22 protein-coding genes are annotated in these 25,700 nt (G+C 32.8%); 12 read left to right on the forward strand and 10 right to left on the reverse strand.

Going from position 1 to position 25,700, the window contains the following annotated elements:
• Positions 1 to 272 precede the first annotated feature (272 nt).
• Entirely contained in the window at positions 273 to 3,260 is a 2,988-nt protein-coding gene (locus OQ292_RS13115; protein WP_284682584.1) for an AsmA family protein, read from the reverse strand.
• 437 nt (positions 3,261 to 3,697) lie between these two features.
• On the opposite strand from OQ292_RS13115, the gene OQ292_RS13120 reads away from it, so the two are divergent.
• A complete protein-coding gene (locus OQ292_RS13120) occupies positions 3,698 to 4,180 on the forward strand; it encodes a hypothetical protein (protein ID WP_284682585.1) in 483 nt (160 codons plus the stop codon).
• 3 nt (positions 4,181 to 4,183) lie between these two features.
• On the opposite strand, the gene OQ292_RS13125 is transcribed toward OQ292_RS13120, so the two are convergent.
• Positions 4,184 to 5,179 (reverse strand): M28 family peptidase, encoded by a 996-nt coding sequence (locus OQ292_RS13125; protein ID WP_284682586.1) that lies wholly within the window; start codon positions 5,177 to 5,179, stop codon positions 4,184 to 4,186.
• A 391-nt stretch (positions 5,180 to 5,570) separates the two neighbouring features.
• Here OQ292_RS13125 and OQ292_RS13130 point away from each other — a divergent pair, with 391 nt between their 5' ends.
• From OQ292_RS13130 to OQ292_RS13140, 3 genes are all read left to right on the forward strand, one after another.
• Positions 5,571 to 7,931: an ATP-binding protein gene (locus tag OQ292_RS13130; RefSeq protein WP_284682587.1), complete on the forward strand. Its 2,361-nt coding sequence runs from the start codon at positions 5,571 to 5,573 to the stop codon at positions 7,929 to 7,931.
• 88 nt (positions 7,932 to 8,019) lie between these two features.
• A complete protein-coding gene (locus OQ292_RS13135; RefSeq protein WP_284682588.1) occupies positions 8,020 to 8,472 on the forward strand; it encodes a response regulator in 453 nt (150 codons plus the stop codon).
• 17 nt (positions 8,473 to 8,489) lie between these two features.
• Entirely contained in the window at positions 8,490 to 9,698 is a 1,209-nt protein-coding gene (locus OQ292_RS13140) for a hybrid sensor histidine kinase/response regulator (protein WP_284682589.1), read from the forward strand.
• A 52-nt stretch (positions 9,699 to 9,750) separates the two neighbouring features.
• Here OQ292_RS13140 and OQ292_RS13145 read toward each other — a convergent pair whose 3' ends face one another.
• The 3 genes from OQ292_RS13145 to OQ292_RS13155 all read right to left on the reverse strand — a co-directional run bounded on the left by OQ292_RS13145 (position 9,751) and on the right by OQ292_RS13155 (position 13,146).
• Positions 9,751 to 10,356: a NifU family protein gene (locus OQ292_RS13145; protein WP_284682590.1), complete on the reverse strand. Its 606-nt coding sequence runs from the start codon at positions 10,354 to 10,356 to the stop codon at positions 9,751 to 9,753.
• Positions 10,357 to 10,479: 123 nt separating this feature from the next.
• The gene (gene rocD / locus OQ292_RS13150; protein WP_284682591.1) at positions 10,480 to 11,715 is read right to left on the reverse strand and encodes an ornithine--oxo-acid transaminase; all 1,236 of its coding nucleotides are present in this window, start codon (positions 11,713 to 11,715) and stop codon (positions 10,480 to 10,482) included.
• Between the two features lie 54 nt (positions 11,716 to 11,769).
• Positions 11,770 to 13,146 carry a cystathionine beta-synthase gene (locus OQ292_RS13155; RefSeq protein ID WP_284682592.1) on the reverse strand — a complete coding sequence of 459 codons (1,377 nt, stop codon included), beginning with the start codon at positions 13,144 to 13,146 and terminating at the stop codon, positions 11,770 to 11,772.
• Positions 13,147 to 13,670: 524 nt separating this feature from the next.
• On the opposite strand from OQ292_RS13155, the gene OQ292_RS13160 reads away from it, so the two are divergent.
• On the forward strand, positions 13,671 to 14,048 hold the full coding sequence (locus tag OQ292_RS13160) for a TraR/DksA family transcriptional regulator (RefSeq protein ID WP_284682593.1): 378 nt from the start codon (positions 13,671 to 13,673) through the stop codon (positions 14,046 to 14,048).
• 87 nt (positions 14,049 to 14,135) lie between these two features.
• Entirely contained in the window at positions 14,136 to 14,702 is a 567-nt protein-coding gene (scpB, locus tag OQ292_RS13165) for an SMC-Scp complex subunit ScpB (protein WP_284682594.1), read from the forward strand.
• 2 nt (positions 14,703 to 14,704) lie between these two features.
• Here the strand turns inward: scpB and OQ292_RS13170 are convergent, their stop codons facing one another.
• Positions 14,705 to 15,955, reverse strand: coding sequence for a hypothetical protein (locus OQ292_RS13170; protein WP_284682595.1), 1,251 nt, complete (start codon positions 15,953 to 15,955; stop codon positions 14,705 to 14,707).
• A gap of 203 nt (positions 15,956 to 16,158) precedes the next feature.
• Here OQ292_RS13170 and OQ292_RS13175 point away from each other — a divergent pair, with 203 nt between their 5' ends.
• Both OQ292_RS13175 and OQ292_RS13180 read left to right on the forward strand, forming a co-directional pair.
• Entirely contained in the window at positions 16,159 to 16,815 is a 657-nt protein-coding gene (locus OQ292_RS13175; protein WP_284682596.1) for an arginine-tRNA-protein transferase, read from the forward strand.
• Between the two features lie 131 nt (positions 16,816 to 16,946).
• Positions 16,947 to 17,612, forward strand: a complete 666-nt coding sequence (locus tag OQ292_RS13180; RefSeq protein WP_284682597.1) for a hypothetical protein — start codon at positions 16,947 to 16,949, stop codon at positions 17,610 to 17,612.
• Positions 17,613 to 17,680: 68 nt separating this feature from the next.
• Here the strand turns inward: OQ292_RS13180 and OQ292_RS13185 are convergent, their stop codons facing one another.
• Positions 17,681 to 17,941, reverse strand: coding sequence for a hypothetical protein (locus OQ292_RS13185; protein ID WP_284682598.1), 261 nt, complete (start codon positions 17,939 to 17,941; stop codon positions 17,681 to 17,683).
• A 412-nt stretch (positions 17,942 to 18,353) separates the two neighbouring features.
• Here OQ292_RS13185 and OQ292_RS13190 point away from each other — a divergent pair, with 412 nt between their 5' ends.
• The 3 genes from OQ292_RS13190 to OQ292_RS13200 are packed head-to-tail and all read left to right on the forward strand — an operon-like array spanning position 18,354 to position 22,904.
• Entirely contained in the window at positions 18,354 to 19,328 is a 975-nt protein-coding gene (locus OQ292_RS13190; RefSeq protein WP_284682599.1) for a FecR family protein, read from the forward strand.
• A gap of 54 nt (positions 19,329 to 19,382) precedes the next feature.
• Positions 19,383 to 21,992 carry a TonB-dependent receptor gene (locus OQ292_RS13195; RefSeq protein WP_284682600.1) on the forward strand — a complete coding sequence of 870 codons (2,610 nt, stop codon included), beginning with the start codon at positions 19,383 to 19,385 and terminating at the stop codon, positions 21,990 to 21,992.
• Positions 21,993 to 22,013: 21 nt separating this feature from the next.
• The gene (locus OQ292_RS13200; protein ID WP_284682601.1) at positions 22,014 to 22,904 is read left to right on the forward strand and encodes a DUF4249 family protein; all 891 of its coding nucleotides are present in this window, start codon (positions 22,014 to 22,016) and stop codon (positions 22,902 to 22,904) included.
• An 8-nt stretch (positions 22,905 to 22,912) separates the two neighbouring features.
• On the opposite strand, the gene OQ292_RS13205 is transcribed toward OQ292_RS13200, so the two are convergent.
• The 3 genes from OQ292_RS13205 to OQ292_RS13215 form a co-directional block, all read right to left on the reverse strand.
• Positions 22,913 to 23,926, reverse strand: coding sequence for a hypothetical protein (locus OQ292_RS13205; RefSeq protein ID WP_284682602.1), 1,014 nt, complete (start codon positions 23,924 to 23,926; stop codon positions 22,913 to 22,915).
• 64 nt (positions 23,927 to 23,990) lie between these two features.
• Positions 23,991 to 24,560 carry a 1-acyl-sn-glycerol-3-phosphate acyltransferase gene (locus tag OQ292_RS13210; RefSeq protein ID WP_284682603.1) on the reverse strand — a complete coding sequence of 190 codons (570 nt, stop codon included), beginning with the start codon at positions 24,558 to 24,560 and terminating at the stop codon, positions 23,991 to 23,993.
• A gap of 30 nt (positions 24,561 to 24,590) precedes the next feature.
• Positions 24,591 to 25,052, reverse strand: coding sequence for a septal ring lytic transglycosylase RlpA family protein (locus OQ292_RS13215; protein WP_284682604.1), 462 nt, complete (start codon positions 25,050 to 25,052; stop codon positions 24,591 to 24,593).
• A 180-nt stretch (positions 25,053 to 25,232) separates the two neighbouring features.
• Here OQ292_RS13215 and rimP point away from each other — a divergent pair, with 180 nt between their 5' ends.
• On the forward strand, positions 25,233 to 25,700 hold the full coding sequence (gene rimP, locus OQ292_RS13220) for a ribosome maturation factor RimP (protein WP_284682605.1): 468 nt from the start codon (positions 25,233 to 25,235) through the stop codon (positions 25,698 to 25,700).

A 25,700-nucleotide genomic window follows, 5' to 3' on the forward strand; every position in this document is an offset into this window, starting at 1 on the left:
AGTGAAATCTGTTTGAGTTATTTAGTTTGATCTTAAAACCAGTAGGTATGTAATTTAGTATGGGTATTTTACGATAGTTAACTAAGTTTTGGGAGTAAGATCAACCAAAGAATTGAAATTTTTATCAAAAAAATAAAGGCTACATATCAATATGTAGCCTTCATATATTATTATTTCTATAATGAATTAACCTAGAAACTAATTTAATATATTTTCAAATTTTAGGGATAAATGAAATTTGAAAAATCATTAAACATGATCCAATTTCCCAATTATTCATTAGAATCGTTGTCTTTTTTCTTTTTCTTACCAAATGGATTAATCTTTTCTAATGCGTCTTTTGCTGCATCCTTCACCTCATCTACACTCTCCTTAACTTCTTCCTTATTATTTTTAGAAGTATCTTTTAAATTGGTAAGTAAGTTTTCAGCTTCTTTTTTAAGAACAACTTTAGCAGAATCTGTAACTTGTTTGCCTTCTTCTTTTAATTGTTCTTTAGCCTGATCAGCAACTTGTTCAGTAAGACTTGTTTCTCCATCACCCATTCCTACCTTAGGGTCATCGTAAGTTCCTGTAATTGCAAAAGGAAGTTTTAATGTGCTATTACCTGTTAGCGAAGCATATTTTGAGCTAAAAGAAGATCCTAATTTTTCAGCTGGTACATCCATTTTCATGTTGTAGTTTATCTGTCCGCTCAAAGTAGTGGTTCCCTCTAATGATGCTGGAATACCTGCAAGTTTAAAATCAAATGGCTTTATATTCAATTTGCCATCTGTAATGCTCGCGTCAAAATTAATATCCTTTAAGGCTGGGTTATTTAACTCTGAAATATTTGTAAGACTACTAATTTTGCTAAGGGCTTTTACACCTTCTAAAGCAGCATCTTTTATACTAACTGCTCCCGCACCAGATAAACTTTCTAGAATTGGTAACATGTCTTTTCCAAGCTTACCATTGATCTTAAATAGCGTTGAAAAATCGCCATTAATATTTTGTGCCAATGGAGCCATTGCTTGGAACGAGTTAAAATTAGCATAAGACTTTTTGAAAGATAATTTTTTGATGTCCAGATCAAAGCTAAACTTAGGATCTGACGGGTTAGAAGTATCGTAACTACCATTGGTTGCGAAAGTACCTCCAAGTAAGTTAAACTTGAGGTCTTTCATGTTCATAATGCCATCTTTCATTGTAATACTACCAACCATGTTTGTCATACTGAGGTTGTCGTAAAGTACTTCATCTAACTTGGCATTGAACTTAAAATCAATATCTTTCGGAATGGCAACAATTTCTTCTTCAGTAGTAGCAACAGTGTCTACAGTAGTAGCTTCTTCTTCCTCTGTCATCCACTCATTTGTATCAAACTTCTTAGAGTACATGCTCATATTTCCTTTCAATACTGCGTTTTCACTAAGTGCATATGCAATGTAGTTTGTAATGTTTCCACTTAGACTGATATCACTTTTACCAACTGTTCCTTCGTATTTTTGGAGTGTCATCTCTTTTGGTGAGAATGATGCTTTGGCCTCGCTAATAGTTATACCTTGTGGTAAGTCTACGCTAGTAAAAGTAAGGTTCTCAAGACTGGCAGTACCACTAGTCGGTAACTGATCGTATTTTTCAGCTTCAATCACAGACATCTTACCTTTAGTTTGAATATCGGCATACATTTTACCGGTTAATTTCATATCTTCTAAAGGATAGATTTTATCGATCAAGGCAAAATCTAGCCCTCCCTTCATTGTAAAATCATAGGTAGCATCGTCAAGATTGTAAATGTGACCATCTGCATGGAAAGGTTCTCCACCAACAAGCATATCAAATTGGTCTACATTAACTTTGGTGTCATTTAAAACACCATTGTTGTTGATAACTTCAGCATTAACGGTGATATTTTCCATTGGAACTGGGTATTCTGCATAAGAAACCATTCCATTAGAAAGTGTCATTTTAGCATCTGTAGTTGGAATAGTACCTTTTGTTTCTGAGTAAATTCCTTTTGAAACTACTTTTAAATCAAAAAGGCCTTTCATAGTCAAGCCATCCATTGGAAACATAGTAGAAAGCTCTTGAAGATTAAGCGAGGCATTTACATCAGCATCTACATCGTAATCTGTAAGACCAGCTACTCTTACTCTTCCATTTATAGGGTTTTTGCCAAAATCTAGATGCATTTTTCTTATATCGATAATCATATTATCTAGAATTGCATCTTCATTGTCCACAGTCATATCAACCATAATATTGCTTACCGCAGTTGGTAGGTCAGGGTATTTAAACATACCATTGTCTACCTTTAAATCCATTTTGAAACCTGGCATTACCTCTTCATTGTAAGTGCCTTTAACAAAGCCATTAAAAGAAATATTACCTGAGGTTTCAAGGTTTTCATATCCTTCTAAAAAATCTGGAGGAACAAGCGATAGGAGTGATTTAAACTCACTTTCTTTTGTTTCGAATGTAATATCCATTTCGTAACTATCATCTGGCATTTTAAACCAGCCATCAAAACCTATTACGAAATCGTTTAGTTTTACACTGTTTTCCAAAAACTTGAATGTGTAAACTGAAGAGATATCCATATTAAGATTTACATCAGCATCAAGTTTTGTTTTATTAAAATACTTAATGCCTTCATACTCAACTGTCATGGCTTTTGCAGAAGTAGCAGAAAGTATATCGAATACTTCTAGTGTAAAATCTCCGCTACCTTCGTGGTTTAATCCTTCAATTTCAACATAAGTGGCAAGGCTTTTATCATCATATACTACAAATCCGTCTTTTATTTCCCACTTATCAACACTTATTTTTATATCAGAAGATTCTTCAGTCTCCTCAACAGGTGCTTCTTCGGTGCTTGCTACAGCGATATCGTAGTTTGCTTTACCATCTTCTAATACTTTAATTAATAATCTGGGTTCAGTAATGTAAAGTCCATCTACTTTAATTTCATCACCAGAAATTACGCTCATAATATTTACTGATACAGAAAGCTCGTCGATATGTGTAAGTGTGTCACCAGCAAATGGTGCTTTACCAATTACTCCAAAATCACCAAGTTTTACAGACAGGCTAGGGAAATCTCTTATAATACTTAAACTGAGTTGATCGAAATCGTAATAAACATCAGCATTTACATTTGCGGCAATTTGCTCATCAACAATGGCTTTTATATCGTCTTTATAAAATGTAAGTGCTATTTCAATACCACCTATAAGTAATACTATAACACCTACAATAATTAAAAGGGCTTTTTTCATAGAAAATCGGCATGTATGAAGTTAAAAAAATTTGTATCTGATCGACTATTATATATAAACTTTAAAAAATGAAAAAGGTATTACCGTTATGCCTTTTTATAGAGTAAAATTACATTTTAATTTTAATATCATTTTTTTATAAACAGCCTATTTTATAGTAACATTTAATAATGAATCAAGTGCCTAAAATCCAATTATGTTATGTATTAATAAATGTTTTGTGGATTATTTACATTTATTATTGAAATAGTTATATTATGAGTTAATTTCTTTTTTGAAGAAAATATTAATTCTTTGAAAGGGTTAATTTTTTGAGTTTGAAATTGAGAATGATCTTCTAATTCTTACACATATTTTTTAGTAGGAAAAAAACTTAGCAGATAATTTGAAAAAAAATTTCTAAATTCAATCAATACTTAAACAACCAAATACTCCTTATGAAAAAATATTTACTAATCACTACTGTGCTTATATGCATTTTTTCCGCATTTAACTCACCAATTTCAGCACAAATCGTAGCTTCTAGCATTCAATCTAATTCAGGTCAAAACATAAGTTGGATCAAAAATAAAATTGAAAAATACGGTGGTAATCAAGGCAAAGAATATTCTTACAAAGTTCAATTTAATGAAGCAAATAACCAACTAATTATAGATGAGTATATAGCTGGTTCAACGACACGTCACTTTCAATATGTAATGAGTCTGTGCGACTTTAAAGAAGTTAAAAGAAATGGACTTGATGTAGAAATCTTAACAAAAGGCACTACAGTTTTAGGACTTTCTGGCAATTCTAATCAAGAAAGTGCTTGGGCTGGTATCAGAATAAATCATTTTGTACAAGCTGAGGCAAATATTGTAAACAGACTCAACGATGCCTTTTTAACACTTTCGAAATCTTCAGAAGGAAAATGTGACTAACCTTTAGCTTTTGGGTACCTCATTAAATATTGTTTGAATGAGTGTTTGTCCTACAGCTTTTAGATGTTCCTTGTCTATATTTTCCAAAACATCTTGGTGTGTGTGCCAAGTATCTATAAAATAATTATCATTTACAGGGTTATATCCGATTATGTCAATCATAGGGATATGACCCTTTACATTTACATAATAGTGGTCGTCAATAATGTTGTGCTTAACTTTCTTTTTTAAGAAAAGATCTTGATAGTTAAGTTCATGGGCAATAGACCAAACTTTTTTAAGAATACTGCTTGCGTACTTATTAGAAATATCTTCATAAACAAAAGTGGTGTTTTTACCTCCAACCATATCAAGCAAAATACCATAGAAAGCTTGGTAATTAGCTTTATGCTTATTTTCAGACCAATACTGCGAACCTAAACAATATTTTTGGCCGTCTTCTGGAGAACCATAATCTTCTAAATCGAATAAAATAATATCAACACCTACAGGTAAATCTTTACCAGATTGAGAAAGAACACGAGCTACTTCAAGTAAAACAGCTACACCACTTGCGCCATCGTTTGCTCCCATGATAGGCTGTTCTTTTTTATCTGTATCGTGATCGGCAAAAGGGCGAGTATCCCAGTGAGATGCGAGTAGAATTCTTTTTTTTGCACTTTCATTAAATGAGGCTACAATATTTTTACCTTGCAGCACTGTGCCATCAAAAGCTTCTGACTCAAATTCTTGTACTGTTACAGTAGCTCCAATATTTTCAAATTGATTAATAAGATAAGCACCAGTTTCTTTATGAGCTTGTGTATTGGGTACTCTTGGGCCAAACTCTAGTTGTTTCTCAAGAAAATAATAAGCGCTATCTGCATTAAATTCTGGTGCTGGCTCTAAAGCTATTTTAGTTTCAGTCTCAGTTTTAGTATTACTTACATTTGAGGTTTCACCGCAACTAGTTGCTAAAAAAGCGAGTATCAAGCTGCTTAAAACAAAATATCTTTTCATATTAATATGTATTCGGAAGGTTTTATTAGTGGCTAGTTTTTAATGTCACTTTCAGCCAAAGTTAACCCAATAAGGTAATTAACTTTTACATTTTGGATAAATGTTTTGATGTAACAACGACAAAAATATAGGCTTTAACTAATAGTGAGTTAATTATGAACCAAATATGGGCAACATACATCATTTTACCATGAAATTTATTTATATTTGCGTTACACATGAATTCCATTAGTCAATTGTTAAATTGAAGTGAAGGGTACAGAATATTTTCTGTATCCTTTCTGTTTTTTTAGCCCTTCTGTTAGTTTTACTTAGAATTTTTTTCTCTTAAATTGATGTATTAAATAGGGTTTAGCGAAGAACAATTGTTCTTCTCAACAATTATTAGCCAATGCCTCAAGCCGAAAATAATCGATATTTTGAACAACCAGAGTCCTGTGACATTACTTTACAAGACATTCTGTCTATACTAATTGTAGATGTGGATTCTGGAGAAGTAGTAGGTTATAGCGATAATATTGAACGTATCGAGTTTAAGCTTTCAAAGGAAGAAATATTTTTTAAAACATTATTTCCTTATGCAAATGATATAAGTAATTATACTCCGAAAGGTAAATTTAAAATTATAGATATAGAGGTGTCGGTAGAGTTAAAAATTAAGAGTATAGTTACTTATTCTTCTAATTTTTTATTCTTCCATTTTGAGAAAGATGAATATAATTTTTGTAAGGCAAATCAGTCTTTTGCTAGCTTATTTGAGTTTACAGAATTTTTGCAGGATATTAATGACCAAGTCACTTTAAAGAATTTCTTCTTAAATACAGTAAGCGAATCATTTCCAGATTTTAAATGTGCATTGCATCACTTTAATGAAAGTGGCCTGCCTAATAACTTTTCAGAAGGTATAAGTAATCTAGTTTCTGAAAATAATTGCGATGTTAGTATTACATCAGTATCAGGCGGTGTAATGCAATTGCTCAAACAAGGTTTGCCAATATGGTTTTCAAATAAAGATATTTCAAATTCAACATTGCTTAATAAAAAAACAGACACTAGCATCGATTCTTCTTTTCTTTTGGCTAAGTATGTGGGTGAAATCTCTTATCATTCAGGTTGTGAAGACGATGATTTATTAAGATTTTGTTTAATACCTGTTTTTGCTAAAAAGTCCCTTTGTGGAACATTATCTTTTATATCTAATCAGAATAAGCTTTTTTCTTTTGAAAACATTGCATACCTACAAAATCTAATTCAAGCGTACTCTTCTCAAAAACTGCTTTTACAGAAAGAATCTCAAGTATTAGAAAATGAGAATTTTAGTTTGTTGCTTCAGAATTCATCTGACATTGTAACTATACTAGATAAAAACTTCACTATTAAATATTTGAGTAAAAGTGTAAATCAAATTCTGGGTATTAACCTAGAAAAGTATACCAGCGATTGGCATAAGATTATTCATTTAGATGATAGGAAAAAGTTTTTTGCCTATTTGGAAAATGTAAAGGCAGGTAAAAAACAAAAAGATACAATCGAATTTAGAATTAAAAACTCAATAGGTAATTACATATATCTGGAAACAAAGGCTGATAATTTAATTGATAAGCCAGGTATAGATGGTATTTTGTGTAATTCTAGAGATATAACACAAAAAGTAAAAGCTCACAGGAGGCTCTATAAGTTTCAGAAAATTATTGAATCTACAAGAAACGGTATTATAATTTTAGACCATTGCCGACCTGAGTTTCCAATCGTTTTTGTAAATGATGGTATTAAGAATTTAACCCACAAAAATGCTAATGAATTTGTAGGGCGTTCGTGGGAACTGTTAAACGAGTTCTTTGTAAAAAACGATAATTATACATTGTATAGAAAATGTGTATATGAAACCAAACCATTGGAGATTTCGCTTTCAATGCAAGCTTTAAACCAGAAGAAAACTTGGGTTAAAGTACAAATTATACCAGTGTATAATGAGTTGAGTCGAAGTAATAGTAGTGTTGTTCTTGTTCTTTCTAACATTTCTTCAGAAATTGAAATCCACGAAAAGCTAAAAGAGTACTCAGAAAAGTTGCATACGAGTAATGAAGAGCTACAAACATTTGCCTATGTAGCATCTCACGATTTGCAAGAACCACTTAGAACAATTGCCGGTTTTAGCGAGCTGTTATCAGATCTTTATGTAGATAAAATTGATGATGAGGCTAATGAGTACTTGAGGTTTATACAAGAAGCAACAGAGAGAATGAAGAAACTGATTAGCGATTTGCTTCAATTTTCTAGACTGAGTACTGCGGAGGATTTTATAAAAGAAGTTCAGGTAAAGAAAATTTTCATTAAAGCGATAGACAATTTAAAAACACTAATAAATGAAAATAAAGCATCAATAACTCATGATGATTTCCCTAGTATTTTCACTAATGAATTATTATTACTTCAAGTTTTTCAAAATCTAATATCAAACTCAATAAAATATAGGAGTAATCTTCCTCCAATAATTCATATACATGTTAAGCGGATAGCAAATGCATGGATATTTGGTGTAGAAGACAATGGTATTGGTATAGAAGAAAAATATTTTGATCGCATATTCATCATCTTTCAAAGGTTACATACTTCAGATAAATACTCAGGCACAGGCATAGGTCTTTCGATATGTAAAAAAATTATTGAAAAATATGGGGGCAAGATTTGGGTAAAATCCAAAATAGGGGAGGGTTCTATTTTTTACTTTTCAATTCCAGATATCATATAACTTATTTAGAATATTTTTAAACAATATATGATTATCTGAATTTATAATAGAGCAATTAGTATAAATATATTTTAAAAGATGCAATTATGTGCAACCTGTGAATAATGGAGCTAACAATGAAGTTGTTGAAATACTGCTTATAGACGATCATTTACCAGATATTGTACTAACTCGAAAAGCTTTTGAAAGCGGAGAGGGTCATAGTAGAATACACATCGCAAGAGATGGCGAGGAAGCTATGCATTTTTTGATGCAAGAAGGAAAATATGCAGACTCTACCAGACCAGACCTTATCTTTTTAGATATTAATCTTCCCAAACTTTCGGGTTACGAGGTATTGGAAATTATAAAAAGAGATGCCGATCTCAGAACAATTCCTGTAATTATGCTAACCTCATCAGACTCGAAAAAAGATATAAAAAAATGCTATTCTTTATATGCTAACTCATATTTAGTGAAACCAGATACCCTTAAAAAATATATAAAAATGGTTCAGCGAGTTGAGGGCTTTTGGTGCAATCTTGTAAAATTGCATAAATAGTATTTATTTTAGGCTTTATGGGGGAACAGAATCTTAAATGTCTTTATATAGAAGACAACATAGCTGATTTTAAACTTCTAGAAGCGCGATTAAAAAAAAAAGAAGCTTCTCAAAATTACCAAATCACCAATTGCCAGACTTTACAGCAAGCTGAAAAAGTTCTGAGCACAGAACGCTACAACCTAATTTTACTGGATATTTCACTTCCTGACGCACAAGGTTTGGAGGGGCTTTATTTTTTACAAAGTAAATTTCCTTTTATACCAATAGTTGTACTTACTGGAAATACTGATAAAAAACTAGCATTAGAGGCGATTAAAGAAGGTGCACAGGATTACCTGATTAAAGGTGAGTTTAATGAAGAGCTATTTATTAAAGTTTGCGATTACGCTGTAGAAAGAAAAAAAATTAACTCCGAGCTAAAGAAGGTATTAAAAGAAGTTGAAAAATTAAATTTAGATTTAAATACTGTAAATACACGCTTGCAAAACACAGTAGAAGAACTAAAAGAAGAGCGTAGAAGAGTTGAGCGAAAGAATAAACAAATAAATTCATTTATTTCTGTAATTGTTCACGATCTAAAAAACCCGGTAACAGCTATAAATACATTAACTGAGTTGTTACTTGAAAATAAAACAAGCTTAAATATTAATCAGATTAAGTATTTAGATCAAATAAAATACTCTTCCAGTTCTATGTTGGATAACATTCTTACCATCATTAATACCACCAACATTTCTAGCAATAAAGAATTTGAGTTAAATATGGTTTACGAAAATCCATATTTTACGCTCAATTCTGCAATTGATAAATTTGTGGTAGATGCAATTCAAAAAAACATTGTGGTGGTGGTAGACTATATTAAAGATTTACCCAAAGTATATTTCGATAAGAGGTTATTAGCCAATATTGTGGCTAACCTAATGGACAATGCAATTAAGTATAACAAAGAGAACACAAGAGTAATTATTACCTGTGAAAAATCTGAAAGCAATTTTTTAAAGATTTACTTTAGAAATAAAGGTTTAAAGATTATTCCAGAAGAAGTGAATGATGTTTTTGAAGAAGATTATGAGTTTAGTGAGGGCAATCCTGCCACTTTGCCATCTTCTGGCTTTAAACTTTCAGTAGTAAAAAAAGTAGTTGAAGTAATGGGAGGCAATGTAGGAGTTGAGTTGGAAGATAGAGGTAAATCTACGAGTATTTGGTTTTCTTTAACCATGTAAAAAGGGAATAACCCTAGAGCTATTCCCTTGAACAGTTTTAATTATCATGAAATTAAACTCCTTCAGCTACAACTTCTTTCACAGTAGGAACCATTCTCTTTAACATATTTTCAATACCAGCTTTAAGCGTAATGGTTGAGCTTGGGCAGCCACTACAAGAGCCTTGTAGTAAAACTTTTACTATGCCATTTGTTTCATCGAAAGAGTGGAACTGAATAGCCCCTCCATCCATCTCAACTGCTGGCTTAATATATTCATCTAATACACCTTTAATCTTTTTTACTGCTTCGCTGTCGGTATTAGACTCAACAATTACTTCTTTTTGATCTTGAGTAAAAAGATCTTTTTGTGCTTCAAAATATCCTTTAATAAGTTGTTTCAACTCTGGAATTATATCTGCCCATTGTGTCTCATCGTCTTTTGTAACTGTTATAAAGTTACTCATATAAAACACTCTTTTTATATAAGGAAATTTGAAAAGCTCAACTGCTAAAGGCGAGTTTGTTGCACTTTCTGCATCAGGGAAATCTATACTTTCCCCATCGTGAATTAGCATGAAATTCAACATGAATTTCATTGAATTGGGGTTAGGATTTTTTTCGGTATATAAATGCACCTGATGTTGGTATAATTTCTCTTTGTCGTATCCTGTTGCCATATTTCTTTAATTAAAATCTATATGATATACAAAGGTAACAAATACAGTTTTAATTAGTGCCCGGAGAGCTTGAAACAAGTAACATTACAGAAATAAAAAAGCCGGCTTAAACCGGCTTTAGTGTTATTCGTAATTTAAAATTGTTTTTTCTATTATGTCGCAACACTCGTGAAGTTGTTCTTCTGTAATAACTAATGGAGGTGCAAAACGAATAATATTGCCATGAGTTGGTTTGGCCAATAATCCATTTTCTTTAAGCTGAACACAAATATTCCAGGCAGTTTTACTAATTGGCGTATCGTTAATTATTATCGCATTTAGCAAGCCTTTTCCTCTAACCTTTATTACCAGATTCGATTTCTTAATCAAATCTTCCATTCTCTGTCTGAAAACTAGACCAAGTTTCATGGCATTTTCAGTCATTTTTTCATCTTTAAGAACTTGCAGTGCCGCCATCGCTACGCTACATGCCAATGGATTGCCACCATAAGTTGAACCGTGTTGCCCTGGTTTTACAGTAAGCATAATTTCATCTCTAGCAAGAATAGCTGAAACAGGCAATACTCCACCAGAAAGTGCTTTGCCTAATATTAGAATATCTGGTTTTACACCTTCGTAATCGCAGGCAAGTAATTTTCCAGTTCTTCCAATACCAGTTTGTACTTCGTCTGCAATAAAGAGCACATTGTGTTTCTTGCATAATTCGTAAGCCTTTTTTAAAAAACCTTCGTCAGGAACAACTACACCAGCTTCGCCTTGAATAGGCTCAACCATAAATCCAGCTACGTTTTTATCTTGTAAAGCTTTTTCTAGTGCATCTAGGTTATTGTAAGGGATAAGACTAAAACCAGGCATATATGGGCCGTACTCTCCATAGCTCTCAGGATCGTCTGAAGATGAAACTGCTGCTAATGTTCTCCCCCAGAAGTTACCATTTGCAAAAAGTATCTTAGCACTGTTTTCAGGCACTTTTTTTACCTGATATGCCCATTTTCTACAAAGTTTAATCGCAGTTTCGCCACCTTCAACACCAGTATTCATTGGCAAAACTTTATCGTAACCAAAGTACTCAGTAATAAACTTTTCATAAGTACCTAATACATCATTGTAAAAGGCTCTTGAGGTTAAAGTAAGTTTAGCTGCTTGTTCTGTTAAGCTTTCCAAAATTCTTGGGTGGCAATGCCCCTGGTTCACCGCTGAATATGCTGAAAGGAAATCGTAGTATTCTTTTCCTTCAATATCCCAGACTTTTACACCACTGCCTTTAGCAATTACAACCGGAATGGGGTGGTAGTTATGTGCACCATATTTGTCTTCTAATTGTATTGCTTCCTTTGAGCTGGAAATCCTATTTATCATATTTTCTAGTTTTACTGGTGACTAATAATATCCCTTAAAATAACCGATTTACAATTAGTTGGCCATTGCCAGTAATAAATCGTGTTGTGTGATTATATGTACCTGATCTTCAAAATCTCTTACTAAAAGAGCAGGGTTTTCTTTATTAATAAGTGACGAAAGTGAATCTACTGTATTATCCATTGCTACAAAGGTGAAAGGCTTATCCATCAACTCAGTTACCTTTAGAAGTTTTACCTCCGGATTCTCAATCATTTTTCTTAGAATAGAAGAATCTGTAAGACTACCAACAATGTTACCTGTATTGTCTTGCACAGGAATTTGAGAGATGCCTTCTTTACTCATTAAGTTAATGGCTTCTTCTACAGTTTGTTTGTCGTTTACAATCAATAATTTGCTCTTACCATTTTTGCTTTTAATAATATCTCTGGCAGTGGCAAACTCTCTTTCTTCTAGAAAGCCGTGGTCTTTCATCCAATTATCATTGTAGATTTTGTTGAGGTATCTGGTGCCATGGTCTGGTAAAATAATTACCATAGTATCATCTTTAGTAAGATGTTTTTTAGCATATTCTAATGCTCCAACAACAGCAGAACCACAAGACCAGCCTACAAATAAACCTTCTTCACGAGCTAGTTTTCTTGTCATAATAGCACCGTCTTTATCGGTAACTTTTATAAAAGTATCGATTACAGAGAAGTCTACGTTTGCAGGCAATATGTCTTCACCAATACCTTCGGTTAAGTATGGGTAAACTTCTTTTTCATCAAACACACCTGTTTCTTTATATTTTTTAAATACAGAACCATATGTATCGATACCTACTGTAACTATGTTCGAGTTTTGCTCTTTTAAATATTTTGCAACACCACACATAGAACCACCAGTACCAACACCAGCAGCATAGTGGGTTATCTTCCCTTCTGTTTGCTCCCAAATTTCAGGGCCAGTAGTCTCATAGTGAGCCTGAGCGTTTGAGGTGTTATCGTATTGGTTCGGGTAAAAACTGTTAGGAATATCTTTATTAAGTTTTTTAGCTATAGAATAGTAAGATCTTGGATCTTCTGGAGGCACGTTTGTAGGGCAAACTATTACTTCTGCGCCAACAGCTCTAAGTATATCTATTTTTTCCTGAGACTGTTTGTCAGACACTGTGAATATACACTTGTAACCTTTAGCAATTGCAGCAAGTGCAAGACCCATTCCTGTATTTCCTGAGGTTCCTTCTATTATAGTTCCTCCAGGTTTCAAAATACCGCTTTTTTCAGCATCTTCAACCATTTTGAGAGCCATACGGTCTTTCATAGAGTTTCCCGGATTGAAATACTCAACCTTCACTAGAATTGTAGCATCAATTCCTTTATTTACAGAATTTAGTTTAACCATTGGCGTGTTACCAATCGCTTCAATGATTGAATTATAATAACTCATTTATCAGTTTTTTGAAATCTTAATTTATCGGTTTTGTCTTTAGCTGTATTTGCTATTTGCAAAGGTGATGGATGTTTCAAGTTTTGCAAATTTATTCAATAATTATAGGCAGAACACAAATCATTCTGGGAAAAGTAAAAAATTTATAAGCAATTTTATATTACACGTGTTATTGTTTGAGCTATAAGTTTACAAAATAGAGTTAATAAGTGTTAGTTTGTGCAGATTGATTAGTGTAAGATTTAACTCTTAAATTTTTGATTATTAGCTTTATAGTGATTGAACTTTTTGCGCTAATTATTATTTAAGGGCTTAATTAAATTGTAATACAATTTTGTTACTTATATTTGTTAAGCTATTCTATAATCTTAATATTTTTAAACTTTAACTGCAATTTGAGTAACTATGAGATGATTATTGCAGTATAATAAACATGTAAGGGTGAAGCTGTTTATACTTTGTTTCACACATCTTATATGGTTCTTTCATATACATAAACTAATCCTAATTCAAACCATTCACTTATGGCAACAGAACAAATACGATATTCAAAAGAAGAGTTAAAAGAGTTTGAGGAGCTATTGAAAGAAAAGATAGAAAAGACAAAAACAGAACTCAAACACCTTAAAGATTCAATTACGCGTTCAGCCAGTGGGTATGATTCTAATCACTATGGAGTTAAAACACTCGAAGATGGAGCAGATGCATTGGAAAAAGAACAGTTGAACCAGCTAGCAGCTAGAACGCTTAAGTATTTAAAACAGCTCGAAAATGCGCTAATCAGAATTAAGAATGGTACATATGGTATTTGCATAGATACTGGTAAATTGATTAGTAAAGAAAGACTTAGAGCTGTACCTCACACGCAACACTCGATAGAAGCCAAGTTAAACAGGCAATAACCAAAAAATTATTTTTATTGAAAAAAGGTTTACATTTTCTGTGTAAACCTTTTCTATATTTGGGCAAAACTGAAGATTTAGCATTTTATGGATTTTTTACCCAGACATATAGAAGCATTAATATTTTGTTCAAGCTCACCTCTTAAAGTTTCTGAAATTCAGGCTTGCTTATCAGAAATGTTTGATGCTGAAGTTCCTGAAAAAGATGTAACTGATGCCATAGATGTTTTGGTAGAAAGATTTAAGTCTGATGATTTTTCGATAGAAATAATTAAAGCAGCAGGCGGCTATCAGTTTATGTCTAAACCTGCATATCAGGCTAGTATTGGTATATTATTAAAGCAAAAATCTAAAAAGAGATTATCTACATCAGCTTTAGAAACATTGTCTATTATTGCCTACAAACAGCCTGTAACAAAATCGCAGCTTGAGCAAATTAGAGGTGTAAATTGCGATTATGCAGTAAAGAAACTTTTAGAAAAAGAATTATTGGTTATTAAAGGTAAATCTGATGGAATTGGTAAGCCTGTGCTTTATGGTACTTCAGAAAAGTTTCTTGAATATTTTGGTATAAACGATCTTAGTGAACTACCAATGCCAAAAGATTTTGCTGAAGAAGAAAACGAAATAGGAGACAAAACAGATGAAGATTAGCCTTATTGATATACTGTTATATCATTAGGAACAAATACAGTATCTCCTACAACAGCATTACTCAATATAATTTTGCCTTCGGTAAATTTCTCTTTTACCATTATTTCAGATTTAATAAACTCTTGCGTTCCATTTTCTAAATAGTAAAAGTGGTAGCTGTTATAGTTTGTCATTATATCGAAAGTATTCTCTCTCAAATAAGAATAAGGAGACCTGCTAGATTGGATAATAAAGAAATTACTATCCTTCAGATATGTTTTGTATTGGCTTATTTTATTAGGAATAGTAGGCTGAATCGTATTTTCAATTTCCAAATTAATAAGTAAAACTTTAGGTTCTGGCATATTTGGATCTGGAATAATCTTTCCATCAATCTCAGAAACATACTGAGCAATGGCATATTTACAATTAAGGAAAGCTTCTTGTTCTTCTTTATTAAGGTACTTTTGCTCGCTTTTTATAGAAGTTTGTTTGCCAGATTGAGTAAATCCATTAAAGCCAATATAAGTGCTGCTTAAAGGTTGTTTAGTCCATTCTTGAATATTGGAAATAGCCTCTTCTGGAGAGTGCGCTTTTAGTTTTGCACAAAGGGCTTCATAAAACATAGATTTCATTAACACATTTCGTGCATAGTTGTCAGCACTAGTGCCTGCTCCATTATAAGCTGCTACTCCTATATGTTGTTGCGAGTTGCTATATCCTTTTTCAAGAATTAAAAAATGATGAACAAATTCAATCATCGATTTTTGAGAAAAAAATCTGTGTTCACCATTTTGATCGAAGTATAACAGCTTTCTAAATATTTCTCTATTAGGCGAATAATTCAACACATACTTTGCAGAGGGTTTATATAGTTGGCACATTCCTGTGCTTAGGTTGTTATCACCTTTAATATCCCTCATATAAGTTTCGTGAGCGAGTAGAGCGATTATCGTATACATGGAGGGGCATTTTTGCGCTCCATATAAACTTCTCATCTTTTTGTTTACCAGCATTATTTCATATAATAAGCTTACATTTGGTAGCCAGCAAACAGGTGTGCTTACAAAAGGAGAGTTTTTAATAAGTTTAAACTCTGATGTATTTTTTGTGAGTTTTATCAAACTGTGTGGTAATCTTTCCTGATCATTTAGGTTTACTACCTTTTCAGAATTTTCCCAATCGTATATTTGAATGATTAATTCCTTTTTTTGTTCAGTTGTAAACTCATCGTAGTTTCTAATTTGAAAAGCCAAGTTTTCGGCTTTGTTCATAGAAACATTAGATTTAGTTTCCGATTTAACAAATAAACTAAATAATATTAAGAGTAAAGGAGTTAAGTATAACACCATTATTTTTTGCCTTTAAATGCACATTTTACCGTAAGTAGGTGGTGGTATAAGATTGGAACTTGTGTTGTTAGGCATAAATAATAGGATAAATATAATAATTTTTTTGACTAGTCAAATAATAATTGATGGCGCCGCTCATTTTTGAAGAATTACATATAGAATACATCACCCCACTTGATATGGATGATATGCTGGCTGAGGGTTGGAGACATTTTGGAACATATTTTTTTAGATATAATATGAATATCTATAAAGGCCAGCTTTGTAATGTAATTCCGTTGAGGGTTGATCTTGAAGAATTTGACTTTACTAAAAGCCAGAAAAAAATATTAAGACGCAACTCTAATTTTACATCTAAAATCCAACCGATTAAAATTACAGAAGAGCAGAAGCTGCTTTTCGAGCAGCATAAGTCAAAGTTTACAGAGGGAGTTCCAGGTTCTCTTAACGATTTTTTATCGCATAGTCCAGATAGTGTACCGGGTAAGGCTAATGAGTTACTTATTTACGATGGCGATAAACTAATTGCGGTAAGTTATTTTGATGTTGCTAGAACCTCTATCTCTAGTATTTACGGCATGTTCGATTTGGATTATCACAAGCATAGCCTTGGCATTTATACCATGCTATTAGAAATAGAATTTGCCAAAAGTATGGGCTTAAAATACTACTATCATGGCTATTGCTACGATGTTTCATCTTTTTACGATTACAAAAAAAGATTTAACTCGATGGAGTATTTTGATTGGAACGATAACTGGCATCTTTACCTACCTAAATAATGGTTTAGGAATTGTATTATTCTATAAATAACTATCAAATTTCTATTATAAATTTTGATAAAAATTATAATATTTCTAGATTAATCTAGTATAGAATATACACTATTCCTTAACCAAAATAACTATTACCAATGAATACTAAGCTAGCAGGGCTACTATGCCTCTGCATTTTTTGCTGTGTTCCTATTTTTGCAAGGGACATTACTAAAATATCGTCTAAAAATGGAGTTGTAATTTTAAAATCTGGAGAGAAGTATAATGGAGAATTGTACTATTTTTATAAATCCGATTTGATTCAGATTAAACTTAAAGACAACCAGAGTAAAGCGTTCACTGCTCATCAGGTAGCCAAGTTCAGGTTCTACGATGAGAATTTCAATACCGACAGAGTATTTATTTCGATTGATTCTAAAACATCGGGTTTAGAGAGTAAAATTAAACCAGGGTTTTATGAACTGATAAGTTGGGGAGAAGTTGAAGTTATCGGTAAACTTAAGTTTGAAGATAACTCTGTAATAGATTATTATAAAAACCCGAGATTATCTTCGAGTAAAGCATATGTGCCCAAGTTAATCTCTTACGATTATTATGTGTATTACGCCAATCAAATTCAGACCCTAAGTGATTTTAAAAAGGCGTTTTTTACAACAATTATAAAAGAGTTTTCAGAGGTTGATCAATTTATTAAAGATGAAAATCTCAACCTCAATGATATCTATTCACAACTTAAGTTTATTGCTTTTTTTAATAAACATATGATGCCAGTAAACTACGATATGAAAGATTTCGCAGAGTAATAAATTTTCTTATGAGATAATTTCAATACCTGAAAAGCCGGAAACAGTCTGTTAGTTTTCGGTTTTTTTTATACCGCATGTTTCATTGCCAGCTTCATTTCTTCCGTAGCAATACTTCTCCTAACTGCAGGCATATAAGTAATTTGGCGAGGTACATACAAAGGAGGCTTTCCTTTAAATAATTCGCGTTTTTTTTCAGATATTATGTTTCCATTATTGTCGCAATGGTACTCGATTTTCCACCAGATTGAGGTGTCAAATTCTTCACCTTCTGTAAATAGTTTTAGCGATGTGAGTGGATCATAGTAATGTTTTTCTTCTAAGATCATGTATTAGCGTTATCTAGAAATGGAACAATATTTAAAAAATTTGTTCAATTGGATTCTTAGTCGAGAAAAAGTTTGTCTCAAAAAGTTGTGTTAATAAGAAATTTGATAGTTTGAGAAGACATGTTAAGTAAATATAGCTATTAACACATACACATAAAATAAAAGTTGTGAATAAATGTAAATTCATACAATATTTTTTATTAAACCACCAAAATGCAATAAATTATTCTACCTTAATACTCATATGCTGAATCATCCATATTTGTGATTAATTCCTTTTGTGTAATTGTAAGTATTTGGTTTTCAGTGTTTTAATTTTTTTTCAAAAAGTTTTTTTGTGATTTTTGGGGGTAATAGCTTCTAAAACTGTCTTATAGGTAAATTTCAAACAATGCATTATAAATCCTTTTTTATGGATAAAGATGTACTTATAGGAAAATACTTTAAAGGAGAACTGCTTAATCAAGAGAAGGAAGAGTTAGATAATTGGTTAGCAGCATCTGAATATAATAGCGTGTATTTTGAAGAATGTAAGCTAATATGGGATAAATCTGAAGCACTTAATAAGGATGTGAAGTTTGATGAAAATGTAGCTTGGGAAAGGTTTAAATCTCGCAAATTGCTTATTAATAGTAAAAAAGAAAGAGTTTTTATTATAAGCAATATTTGGAAGTTTGCTGCTGTATTTGTGCTTTTATTGGCAATGAGCTACTATTTTTATTATTCAACCAATGTAAAATGGATAGAAGTTAATGTAGGGAATTCTAAGATTTCAGAGATAAGGTTACCAGATGGCTCAACAGTCTGGTTGAATAAAAACAGCCAATTACGCTACCCCGAAAAATTTGATGAAAACAACAGAATAGTTGAGTTGAATGGTGAAGGTTATTTTGATGTAGAAAAGAATCCGGCAAAGCCATTTCAAGTAAAGCAAACACATGCTTTGGTAAAAGTATTGGGTACTTCTTTCGATATTAAATCTTACGATTCTTTAGACCGGGTTTACCTTACTGTTTTCTCAGGAAAAGTTGCGTTTAGTGGGATTGTTAAATCATTAAATTCCGAAATCGTAACAAAGGGTAAAACAGCTTTTCTAGACAAATGCAATGGAAGTATAGTGTTAACTAATGCAGTTAATGAAAATATTTCTTCCTGGAAAACTGGGCGTTTGGTATTTAGTGGAGAAACCCTATCTGAAGTAGTAGAAGTATTATCGATTCATTTTAATGAAGATATAAGAGTAAGCGACACGATAAAAGATTGCCGAATTCAAGCAGTATTCGATAATCAATCTTTATCTGAAGTATTACAAGAAATACAAATATTAATGGATGCCACAATTGAAAAAACTAATCATACTACTATCATTCAAGGAACAGGTTGCTAGCATTTATTAATCTGTTTAAGCCAATGTCAAATTAAATAATCGCCTTAGTTTAAAATGAAAAAAAATCTATTCTGGGTTTTCAGTATCTGGCTGATTACTGGTTTACCTCTATGCACTTTTGCACAAAAACCTACAGATAAAATTATTTCGCTTAACCATTCAGAAGGAAAACTTAAAGATATTTTGGATGAGATCAGTTCAAAAACGCAATTGCAGTTTACGTATAACCTCGAAGTAGTTAATCCTCAAAAAAATATCTCTCTATCGACTAGTACAAATACAATAAGTGGCTTTTTAGAAGAAATCTTCTCTGATAAAGATATAGAACTGGTATACGTTAAGAACAAAGTCATTATCAAAAAAAAAGAAAGCCAGATTAAATATACCATTAATGGTTATGTAAAAGATGCTGAAACAGGTGAAGATTTGATTGGAGCCAGTTTGTTAGTGAAGAATCTTAAAACGGGAGATTTTTCTGGTGTGGTTTCTAATCTCTATGGTTTTTATGCCATCCAACTTCCAAAGGGCAATTATCAATTAACATATGCTTATTTGGGTTATCAAGCTCAAGAATTACAAATTGACCTTGCTGCCGATGTGCAAAATAACATCGATCTCCTTTTAGTAGATACACAACTTTCAGAAGTAGTGATCGAAGGAGATGAAGACCCTGAGCTGAATATAAATGAAGTAGCATTGGGTACAGAAAACCTGAATATAGATGTGGTAAAAGAGGTTGCTGCTTTAGCCGGTGAAGTTGATATCGTAAAAACATTGCAGTTGCTACCCGGAATTGTAAATCAAGGAGAAGGTTCTACTAACTTTTTTGTGAGAGGTGGTGGAGCTGATCAAAATATGATTTTACTAGATGAAGCACCTGTATATAATGCATCTCACCTAATGGGTTTCTTTTCTGTATTTAATGCAGATGCAATTAAAGATATACAATTTTATAGAAGTGGCTTTCCCGCAGAATATGGTGGCAGACTTTCATCGCTGTTAGATATCCGAATGAAGGAAGGTAATAATCAGAAGTTAGGAGTTTCAGGAGGTATTGGTACCTTGGCAAGCAGATTAACAGTAGAAGGTCCGATAAAAAAAGATAAAAGCTCGTTTATACTTTCTGCTCGCAGAACATATGCCGATATGTTTTTGAGACTTTCAGCAGATGAATATACCCGACAGACTTCCATCTATTTTTATGATTTTAATGCCAAAGCTAATTTTAAAATCAATAGCAAAAACCGCTTGTACTTCTCTGGTTACTTCGGCAAAGATTTGAATAAAGTAAGAGCACTGCAATATATAATAGATTGGAGCAATACGACTGCTACTTTGCGTTGGAATCATTTATTTAATGAAAGGCTCTTCTCCAATACAACTTTATTATATAGCAGATATAATTACCTTATTGACCTTTCTAAGAGTGATAATCCGTTTAATTGGCAGTCAACCATTCGTGACTATACTGTAAAATCTGATTTTGATTTTTATGCTAATGAGAGCAATCTGGTAAAATTTGGATTTGTATCTACCCTGCATCGATTTGAGCCGGGAATGTCTCCTTCTATACCTGAAAAATCAGTGCCTCCAACTAATGCATTAGAACATGCAGTTTATTTTTCTAATGAGCAAAAAATCACTAATAAACTTTCACTTAATTATGGGTTAAGGTTGTCAGCTTTCCAACTAATGGGAGCAACCACGCTTTTTGCTTATAATGAAAATAATAATGTAGTTGCTGAAGAAGAAATAGGCAAAGGAGAAATTTATAAAACTTATTTTGGCTTTGAGCCTCGCATTACAGCCAGGTATAAGATTAATGAGCAAAGTTCTGTAAAAGCAAACTATAGCAGAACATATCAATACATGCAAATGCTTTCAAGTTCCACATTAGCTTTTAATGTATTTGATGTTTGGTTACCCACCAGTAAAAATATTAAACCTCAGTATGCTGACATGGTATCATTAGGCTACTTTAAAAACCTGAGTGAAAATGCTTTTGAGTTTTCTGCTGAAGTATATTATAAAAAGATGTATAATCAACTCGATTATGTAGATCACGCTCAGTTAATTATGAACCGCTATTTAGAAGCATCAATATTAAAAGGAGAAGCCAGAGCTTACGGGTTAGAATTAACACTAAGAAAGAAGAAAGGCAATTTAAGTGGTTGGTTAAGTTATACATTGTCTAAGGCAGAACGGAAAATAAAGGGAATTAACGGCGGAGTTTTTTATCCGGCAGCTTACGATCAGCCACATAGTTTTTCTGCTGTTGGCACTTTGAGATTAAATGAAAGATGGACGATTTCAGCAAATTGGGTTTATTCTACAGGTAGACCTGTTACTTTACCAACAGAGATTTTTCAATTTGAGAAATATAAAGTGCCAGTGTACAATGCACGTTTTAATTCCCGATTGCCAGATTATCATCGATTAGATTTATCGGCTACTTTGCATGCCAAGCCCAAACCAAATAGGAAAAATAATGGAAGTTGGGTGTTTTCAATTTACAATGCATACGCTCGCAAAAATGCGCTAACAGTTTTTGTTGGTCCTGAAATGGTTGATTTGGATGCAATTTCAAATCCTGATGTAACAGCCTTCCAAAAAGTGTTTTTATATAGCTTTTTCCCAAGTGTTACCTACAATTTCAAATTCTAATCGCACCGAAAAAATTTAGAAATGAATAATCATACATCATTTATTAGAAAAATATTTTCAGTATTTGTAATTATTGTGTTGACTGCTTGTGTAGAGCAAATCGAATGGGAGGAGGCACTAACTCATTCAGAAGCCTTGGTGGTAGAAGGCTTTGTAAGTAGTGAGTTAAAACAACAGCTTGTAAAAATATCGAATACGCAAACTGTTATTAATTCGAGCGATCCTATTGGTGTTTCAAATGCTGTAGTTACAGTATCTGTTGGAGATAGCATATATCATTATTCAGAAACAGAAGCAGGAGTTTATTTGTCAGACCAAGAGTTTTCAGGGAATGCTGGTGAGGTATACCATTTAGAAATTCAATATAAAGGAGAATTATTTGAGGCTGATGCTGAGATGATGGCTGCTAATGAAATACAGCCTGTAAAAGTGATTCAAAATGAATACAGACAGATATTCTATAATTATATATTGCCAAGTAATTTTGGTGCTGATGCTCCGCTAAAAATATCTGTTCATGCAGAAGTTGCAGAAGGGTGGCAAAACAACTATCCGGCAGATACAGATTTCGGTACTTTCTGGGGAAATAGAATAGGGGAAGCTTACCAAAACAAAGATACTACTTACTATTTGCATCCAACTTTGGAGCCCGCTGCCATATTTGCATATAGCGAACATGAAATTGGGGCTTATCCACTAGGAACAGAAATTATTCAAGTTTATCGATCTATTGCTCCAGAACATTATCAGTTTATAAGGGCTGTACTTTCTGAGACTGAATGGCGAGGGATAGGCCCATTTGGCTATATCCCTGCTGATGTAAAAGGCAATATTAGCAATGGAGCAAGAGGGTACTTTTATGCAACAGAAGTTAAAGTACTCAAGCAGGTAATAGATGGAAAAACAGAATAGCTTTACTTTTATAAAGTACCCAAACTAGTTTCTAAGATTTCGCCCATGTTTTTACAGGTTAAAAATTTGGGCGAATTATAGTGTAGGTATAATTCTTTTCTTAAAACTGCAATATTTTCAGGCGAAGAAATAGTGTCTGCTTTCATGGTTTCTAAAAGCTCTTTTACTCTCTCTTTTGAAGCTTTCATTCTGTTAGAAATAAGCGATCTCTCTTCTATCTGATATTGCTTAACAGTTTCAGGAGTAATAGACTCTATACCTAATTGAATAATAGCATTATTCTGCTTAAAATATTGAGGCATATAAATAGATTTTCGACCTTCATAAGATTGTTGGTCAAAATCTATTGCTCTTATTCTGTAACTGGTTTCTTCAAAATCGGGAGTTAAAACAATTACAAAATTGCTAGAGTGCATATCGCCAAGTAGGCGTACAAAACAACGCTCGTTAAATTTCACAAACTCTTTTCCGATTCGGGTTTTATTTAGTTTGTTATCTTCCAAGTAATCTCTAATAAACTGGTCACCAGGCACGCCAGCAATGTGTTCTTCAATGAGGGTTTGTTCATGTACCAAATAGCTTACAGCATTAGGCGAAAGTATATCTTCTAGCTCAAGGCCGTAAACGCGAGAGGCATCTGCATTCTTTATATAGAAATAGTCGAAGTTATCATTTATTTTATTGACTACTCTTACTCTAAAAGGTTGGGTATTTCCATAAGTACATAAGTCTACACGATCTATATATAGGTGTTTCATTACAGAAACATTTCCGCTTGCTTTTAGTATTGCATATATCTGCTTAAGACTTTCATGAATAGAAGGCATGTCACTTTGCGAAAAGAAAACTGTTTTCCACAAGGTATCTTCTTCATTAAAATCGTAGAGGGGAATTTCATTTTCATACCTCAGTAAATCGCTATAATGAATTGGAATATCTATGTAGCGATTGTGATTTTTAAGAAAGTTGCACAAGCCCTTTCCTATTAAAAAAGGGATTTTTTTCTTTTTGATAATAGCCATAATTTCAACTATTCAGAACTTCGCACCCAATTGAGCTACCAACAGGGTATCCATCTCACAAATCCTATAATTGATGTACACTAAATTTTTCTGGAAATTTAGGAGTTTTCTGGCTATAAAACTCATTTATAACAGCCATATCTTTCTTTATATCTCCAGTGGTTTCTAGAATACCACCAATTCCAGCAACCTTTTTAGAGTAATCTAAATAACCAAAGGCGATAGGTACGCCGGCTTCTTCAGCAATTCTATAAAAACCCAATTTCCATTTTGCAGCTTTTTGTCTGGTTCCTTCAGGTGTTACTAGAATTACAAGGTCGTTATGTGTTTTAAAAAGGTCTGCCATTACATTTACCATGCTCCTTTTTTTAAGGCCAGCCTGTTTAGGTTTACGGTCTATAGGAATGGCACCAAGAGGTTTCATAAATAGACTCAGAGGAAACTGAACCCATTCTTTTTTAATAGTGAATTTAAGGGGAATACCCATAATAAAAAATGCCCCACGAGCAAAAATTAAATCCCAGTTGCTAGTATGCGGAGCGGCAATCATTACAAATTGTTTTACCTCCTTTGGGACCCTGTTGTCTACTTTCCAGCCTGTAATCCGGAAAACAAGTTTGCTTAAAAGTTTCATTACCATGGGGCAAAAATAGCCAATAAAATATTATTGACTATTGATAATTTGATATAAACTATCGGCAGTGCTTTCGGGCAATACAGCTTCTATCCGTACTGTTGCCAGACCATCATTTATAAAGTCTAGTGTTTCGGCTCCGGTTCTCGATAGATCAATTATTCTACCCTCTGCAAAAGGTCCTCTATCGTTTATTTTTACAGTAACTTGCTTATTGTTTTTAAGGTTAGTTACTAAAACCTCTGTGCCGAAAGGTAAATATCTGTGGGCGGCAGTTAGGCTGTCTTGCCTAAAAATCTCACCACTAGCAGTGGTATTTCCATCGAATTTGTCGGCATAATAAGAAGAAATGCCTTCTTGCTCAAAAGTTTTATTGGCTAATTCTTCTGCTTCTGGACTTACATCTTCCGAATCAAAAAGCTCATCTAAGCTACAAGATTGAAATAAAACAATGATAAGGAAGAGATAGGCCGCTTTTAGTTGGTTTTTCATAGAATTTGTTTGGTTGTAATTGTTTTTTGATAAAATAAACTATTAATAAATTATCTGGTTTTGAACGGATAACTATTTGATATCATTTGAAAACTCCTTAATTTTGCAAAGCATATTTGAAGGTATTAGGAATTAGGGAGCCACGCTCCCTAATTTTTTTTATCATAAGTAAGGTAAGAGATGGATTTAGAAGAAAAAATTGCAAAAATAGCAGAAGATAACCTTCTCGATGATTCTTTGTTTCTAGTAGAAGTGAACATAAGTGCTGGAAGCGTACCTAAAGTTGAAGTTTTGATAGACGGAGATAAAGGTGTAGATATTTCTGTATGCGCAAAGCTAAGCCGTAAAATTGGTGGAGTAGTTGAAGAAACAGAAATGATTGAAGGAGCTTATAATCTTGAGGTTTCATCTCCGGGAGTTGGGCAGCCACTTAAGTTGCTTCGCCAATATAGAGCTAATATTGGTAGAGAACTTAAGGTTTTATTAAACGAAGGTGGTGAGCTAAATGGCAAGTTAAAAGAGGTTGGAGAAAATGATGTTTTGCTAGAGGTTGAAACCAGAGTTAAGAAACACAAGAAGGAAATAGAAGAAAAAAGAATTGTTTTTAGTGATATTAAACAAGCTAAAGTTCAGGTTTCTTTTAAATAG

Origin of the sequence: Chondrinema litorale, assembly GCF_026250525.1 — a bacterium.
GTDB lineage: Bacteria > Bacteroidota > Bacteroidia > Cytophagales > Flammeovirgaceae > Chondrinema > Chondrinema litorale.